The following is a 4345-nucleotide window of genomic DNA, read 5'->3' on the forward strand; positions in this document are numbered from 1 at the left end:
GCGCGTCTTTTCTTGCCGCAGTGCAAATCCGTTGCCTTGTTCTTTGGCTGAAAATCTCATGACGACATCGTCTAATGTATCGGTAATGCAGTGGGAGAAAAAATGTTTTTGCAACGTAGGCCCGTTTTGGGCAGCTTTTTTCTGATGGGATGGGTATTAGCGGGTTGCAGTGGGCAACAAACTGATCATTCATCTAAACGCCACAAAAATTATCAGTATTCTGATCTGAGGATCAATCTGAGTGAAAATGCCAGTACGACCTGCTTTGATGCAGGGGGAATTCTAGCGCTGGCAATACAGCTCAATGGAAATCAAACGCCGGTTTGCCAATTAGCAAATGGGCGCCGCTGTGATGAACGAGCCCTGTTGGATGGTGGCTGCACGTCTATTTGAGTTTTCTTGTTGTCAAAAATAACCCATAATTCTTGTAAACACACCGACGACGATGTTGGGTAGTGTGTTTGCTATTTTGTTAGCTTATACGATATTTTTTCTTAAGGAACAGCCCTTACGGGCTGTCTCTTATTATTGTGGTGCAATTATTCCTGATATCTCGGAAGCTTGTTAAACTGATAACAGTAAATAACTTTTTGCAACTAAGTTATGTTTTCAGTTCTTACCCCGAACAGTAAAAAACTGACTGATCAGAACCAAAACACCTATCACCAAATAAGCAGCAAAAATACCAATTAACCATTGCGGCATATCCAGAGTCAGAAATGACCACTGTTTCATCGAACAATCACCAGTGGCTTGAAATACAGAAGGCAGCCATTCATTCAAGGGTAGCCATGACGGGAATCTAACAAAAAATTCGCAGGTATTAAAAGGGGAAGGGTGGAGTTGCATCATGGTATGATTCCACGCCAGTTGTAATCCCTGCCATCCACTATACAGCCATAGTAGGATTGCCAGCCAACGTAGTGGCGTTTTTGGTGTAATGGCACCGAGCAGAGAAGCTCCTAAAATGCCAAATAGTGCAATTCGCTCATAAATACACATCACACAGGGCTGTAACTTCATCACATGTTGAAAATAAAGTGCTGTCAATTCTAATATAAGAGCTGTTAACGCCATCAGTAACCATGCGCTTCGCCCTTGGGAACTCTGTTTTAAAAATCGAAACATTTTTCTGTTTTTCCCATCGTTTAAATTTAACTATAAATGATGGCTCATTTTGCCGTTTTAAAAACCATAAAAAAATAAAATTAACCACATTATCTTTCTAAAAAGGGGCAACAAAAAACCGAACAGTGCATATTTTCACCATCCGGCTGAGTTTGAGGTAAATTACGGAGCGATTAAAGTGGAGTGATCAGACCGAGTTTTATCAGATACTCAGTCGCTGGAACAAGCCAGAATTCCACACTCAACAAACCGACCAATGTCATCACAATGGTATAAGGCAGCGCCATCACCACCATGCGGCCATAAGACAGACGAATCAATGGAGACAGGGTAGATGTTAGCAAGAACAGAAATGCTGCCTGTCCATTTGGTGTTGCCACTGATGGTAAGTTGGTGCCTGTATTGATAGCTACTGCCAGAAATTCATATTGTTGCTGTGAAATTAAACCATTCTTCAAGGCAATTAGCGCTTCATTAATGTAAACCGTACCTACGAATACGTTGTCAGAAACGGCAGAAAGCAATCCATTGAATAGATAGAATAATGACAATTGTGAGGCTGGCGAAGATTGCAGCACATATTGAATGAATGGCGTAAACAATTGCTGATCAATAATCACGGCAACGACAGAGAAAAAAACGGTTAACAGTGCAGTAAACGGAAGGGCTTCTTCGAACGCTTTACCTAAAGCATGCTCTTCGGTGATACCGCAGAATGCCGTAGCCAGAATGATTACCGACAGACCAATCAGCCCGACCTCTGCTAAATGGAAAGCCAATGCCAAAATCAGCCAGATACCAATTAATGCCTGAACGGCAAGTTGAGTTTTTTCCTGCCGAGTACGTTTTTCACTGGTTTTTTTATCGTAATCTTCTAAAACCGAACGAACGTGATCGGGTAATTCAGCACCGTAACCAAACAATTTAAAATGCTCGACCAGCAAGCAGACCAGCAGACCGCAGACAAATACCGGTATGGTGACAGGAGACATACGAACAAAAAACGTCACGAAATCCCAGCCAACGTGTTTAGCAATAATCAGGTTTTGTGGCTCGCCCACCATGGTCATTACACCACCCAAAGCTGTGCCGATACCTGAATGCATCATCAGGCTGCGCAGAAATGCCCGGAACTGTTCCAGAGTCTGCTTTTTATCTTCGCTGTCAATAAACTGATCATCGTTCAGGTCAGAACTGTCATTTTGGCTGGAGGAAAGGAAGTGGTGATAAATGGAGTAAAACCCTACCGAAACACTGATAACGACGGCAATAACGGTCAAGGCATCGAGGAACGCAGACAGAAAGGCACTCGCCAGGCAAAACGCGAGTGCCAGCATTTTTTTGGAGCGAATAGTTAACAGCAGCTTCGTGAAAACAAACAGTAGCAGTTGCTTCATGAAATAGATGCCGGCAACCATGAAAATCAACAGCAAAATAACTTCGAGATTGTTGGAGATTTCATGACTTATTTGTTTTGGCGAAGTCATCCCGATGATGACCGCTTCAATAGCGAGTAATCCTCCGGGTTGTAAAGGGTAACATTTTAACGCCATTGCCAACGTGAAAATAAACTCGACAACGAGCATCCACCCTGCAACGAAGGGATTGACAAAGAAAAAAACCAGTGGATTGATAATAAGAAAAACAATGATAGCCAATTTGTACCAATCCGGCGAGTTGCCGAGAAAGTTTTTCACCACTGCATGTCGAATACTGATTTCCATTATTATTAATATTCCTCTTTGTGGATACATGGGACAAATCTAAAGAGTCATAGTACGCGCTAAACGATAGCAATTTAAGGGTATCAGGACATAATTAATCAGCGAATAATCCCGTTTTTTATGATTCCTTTCACTCTTTCGCTGTTTATTTACTATGTAACTATGTCGATCAGACGCATTCTGGTATGATTGATGATTATTATTAGCTAAGAAAATTGCTTTGGAATAGTTAAAATATGGTAATTAAGGCTCAAAGCCCTGCGGGGTTCGCGGAAGAGTATATCATTGAAAGCATTTGGAATAATCGCTTTCCACCAGGTTCCATGCTGCCAGCAGAGCGTGAATTATCTGAGTTGATCGGTGTCACCCGTACTACTTTACGTGAAGTGTTGCAGCGCCTTGCCCGTGATGGCTGGTTGACTATTCAGCATGGAAAGCCAACAAAGGTCAATAACTTCTGGGAAACATCCGGTCTTAATATTCTGGAAACGCTGGCACGGCTTGATCATGATCGCGTTCCCCAGTTAATTGATAATCTACTGGCGGTTCGTACCAATATAGCTGCTATTTTTATTCGTACTGCATTTAGACATAATCCTGAAAAATCATTGGAAGTATTGGCAGAAAAAGAGAATGTGGAAGATACCGCCGAATCTTTCAGTGCTGTGGATTATGATATTTTTCGTGGACTGGCTTTTGCGTCAGGAAACCCAATTTACGGTTTGATTATCAATGGATTAAGAGGGCTTTATACCCGCGTTGGCCGCTATTATTTCTCAAATCCTGATGCCCGTATGCTTGCACTGAATTTCTATCAGCAATTGAGTACGATGTGTCGGGAACAATCTTATGACAAAATCATGGATTGTGTGCGTAGTTATGGTAAAGAAAGTGGAATCATTTGGCATGGCATGCAGAGTGTTATGTTGAATGATTTAACAGAAGCACGTCACAGCTGATCAAATTGCATTTCTAATTTCTGTTTTTTATCTGTCATCATATTTTAAAAGCGCACTAGGGCGTGTCACAACCTCAGAATACCAAGACATAAAGTGTTTAAAGAGACGGCGGCGAGAGGAAAAGGAACGATGGGAGGGTTCTAGGGTTTTAAACTTCACCTCGTTATTAACCATCTTGGTGAAATTGTTGCGGCAAAACTCACCCCCGCGAATGTTGATGATAGGACACCGGTTCGAGAATTATCAAAAGGACTTTTAGATAAACTTTATGCGGATAAAGGCTATATCAGCAAGGCATTAACGGAAGACTTAAAAACAGAAGGAATAACCTTAATTTGTATTAGTCGCGACTTGGTCTGACAGTTCAACTTGCAAAGTTGAGAGTTACCGATTTTGATATAGATGTCCAAATCTTAAACAAAACACGAGGTAACTCTCATGCTTTATACTAACAATCCTATTATCAAACACAAAGTCGGTTTGCTTAATTTAGCCGAAGAACTCGGCAACGTTTCTAAAGCGTGTAAAGTGATG

Annotated in this window: 4 protein-coding genes and 1 pseudogene; 3 read left to right on the forward strand and 2 right to left on the reverse strand. The window is 41.6% G+C overall.

Features of this window, described 5'->3' with window-relative positions; genetic code table 11:
- Positions 1–102: 102 nt before the first annotated feature.
- A complete protein-coding gene (locus tag NXS07_RS18690) occupies positions 103–393 on the forward strand; it encodes a putative hemolysin (protein WP_071827321.1) in 291 nt (96 codons plus the stop codon).
- Between the two features lie 216 nt (positions 394–609).
- On the opposite strand, the gene dsbB is transcribed toward NXS07_RS18690, so the two are convergent.
- Entirely contained in the window at positions 610–1128 is a 519-nt protein-coding gene (dsbB, locus tag NXS07_RS18695; RefSeq protein WP_038221641.1) for a disulfide bond formation protein DsbB, read from the reverse strand.
- Positions 1129–1301: 173 nt separating this feature from the next.
- Positions 1302–2852 (reverse strand): sodium/proton antiporter NhaB, encoded by a 1551-nt coding sequence (gene nhaB, locus NXS07_RS18700; RefSeq protein ID WP_038221643.1) that lies wholly within the window; start codon positions 2850–2852, stop codon positions 1302–1304.
- Positions 2853–3088: 236 nt separating this feature from the next.
- Here nhaB and fadR point away from each other — a divergent pair, with 236 nt between their 5' ends.
- Positions 3089–3811: a fatty acid metabolism transcriptional regulator FadR gene (fadR, locus tag NXS07_RS18705; protein ID WP_038188965.1), complete on the forward strand. Its 723-nt coding sequence runs from the start codon at positions 3089–3091 to the stop codon at positions 3809–3811.
- A gap of 57 nt (positions 3812–3868) precedes the next feature.
- Positions 3869–4159: pseudogene (locus tag NXS07_RS18710) on the forward strand (transposase); the annotation flags it as partial.
- Positions 4160–4345 lie beyond the last annotated feature (186 nt).

Origin of the sequence: Xenorhabdus bovienii, from assembly GCF_024721015.1 — a bacterium.
In the GTDB taxonomy this organism is placed as follows: domain Bacteria; phylum Pseudomonadota; class Gammaproteobacteria; order Enterobacterales; family Enterobacteriaceae; genus Xenorhabdus; species Xenorhabdus bovienii.

Bases quoted from the DNA above. Each gene is read 5' to 3' on its own strand.
- NXS07_RS18690 (WP_071827321.1), top strand. From the start codon at position 103: ATGTTTTTGCAACGTAGGCCCGTTTTGGGCAGCTTTTTTCTGATGGGA.
- dsbB (WP_038221641.1), bottom strand. From the start codon at position 1,128: ATGTTTCGATTTTTAAAACAGAGTTCCCAAGGGCGAAGCGCATGGTTA.
- nhaB (WP_038221643.1), bottom strand. From the start codon at position 2,852: ATGGAAATCAGTATTCGACATGCAGTGGTGAAAAACTTTCTCGGCAAC.
- fadR (WP_038188965.1), top strand. From the start codon at position 3,089: ATGGTAATTAAGGCTCAAAGCCCTGCGGGGTTCGCGGAAGAGTATATC.